Here is a 1,046-nt window from a genome sequence, read left to right as displayed (position 1 = left end):
GTCATCAAGCTCCTCTTTCAGTTGTACGGACACGAACTCATCATGTCATCAAGCTCCTCTTTCAGCTCTGCCACACGGAGCGCCAGTTCTTCTTTCGTCCCCGTCAGGCTGACATCACGGTTCAGTTGTTCACCCAGCGAGCGGAGACGGGCAATCAGTTCATCTTTCGTCATGGACTCCTCCACAGAGAAACAATGGCCCCGAAGGGCCATGATTACGCCAGTTGTACGGACACGAACTCATCAGTTTTGCTGATACGGCTGAGGTTTTCAACGGCCTGCTCAAGACCTTTTATGGCCATACATCCCCCTTTCAGCGGCGACGGTTAACGGCAGGCGGTACGCCCCGTCCAAGCCAGAGATGACAACTTCCGCCATCATCCGGCGAAACCCGATCTACCCAGAAATTTTCCTCACCGATGGTCAGCGTGTCTCCACGCCGCAGCTGCCGCACCTCATCAGTCCGGACAAACAGGGACGGGCTGGAGCCTTCAACGCGCACGCCCTGTCCGGCATAGCTGATATTTTCAGGGTCATCAAAAACACCACGTATCACCGCACCTGACTGCTCACCGGATGTAATGGTGGCTGACGTTCCCATGTACCCGCGTATCGTTTCATCGGCGCGGGCAATGGCAGCATCGAACAGGTTATCGAAATCAGCCACAGCGCCTCCCGTTATTGCATTCTGGCCAGGCCGCGCTCTGTCATTTCGGCTGCCACACCGGCAGAGACACGAAACGCCGTTCCCGGCAGCACAAATGCCACAGGTTCATCCCGCGTGGCGTGAAGTGCATCAGTATGCAGCTTCACCAGTGCCACGACCGTGACCAGTTCAGACGTATCCAGAATCACGGTATCCGGCTGCGCTGATCCCACCTCATTTTCATGTCCGGTCAGCACATTTTCCCGGCTGAGAGGGGTGTCCTGACCGGCAGTTTCATCCGTGTCATCAAGCTCCTCTTTCAGCTCTGCCACACGGAGCGCCAGTTCTTCTTTCGTCCCCGTCAGGCTGACATCACGGTTCAGTTGTTCACCCAGCGAGCG

General features: G+C 56.5%; 3 protein-coding genes. All 3 read right to left on the bottom strand.

Annotated features, from left to right (window positions below; translation table 11 throughout):
- Window positions 1-17: 17 nt before the first annotated feature.
- On the bottom strand, window positions 18-173 hold the full coding sequence (gene gpFI, locus KDM89_RS19100; protein ID WP_438947533.1) for a DNA-packaging protein FI: 156 nt from the start codon (window positions 171-173) through the stop codon (window positions 18-20).
- Between the two features lie 139 nt (window positions 174-312).
- Window positions 313-666 (bottom strand): head-tail joining protein, encoded by a 354-nt coding sequence (locus KDM89_RS19095; protein WP_000752979.1) that lies wholly within the window; start codon window positions 664-666, stop codon window positions 313-315.
- Window positions 667-677: 11 nt separating this feature from the next.
- Window positions 678-1,046 (bottom strand): DNA-packaging protein FI (locus KDM89_RS19090; protein WP_212689509.1); only part of this gene is annotated, 369 nt, incomplete at its 5' end.

This window comes from Cognatundibacterium luofuense (assembly GCF_018139685.1).
GTDB classification, from domain to species: Bacteria; Pseudomonadota; Gammaproteobacteria; order Burkholderiales; family Burkholderiaceae_D; genus Undibacterium; species Undibacterium luofuense.
Note: the sequence above shows the minus strand (reverse complement) of the source record. Positions and strands in the feature narration are given on the sequence as shown.

Excerpts from the sequence above, each read along its gene's own strand:
- gpFI (WP_438947533.1), bottom strand. The coding sequence starts at position 173 with ATGACGAAAGATGAACTGATTGCCCGTCTCCGCTCGCTGGGTGAACAA.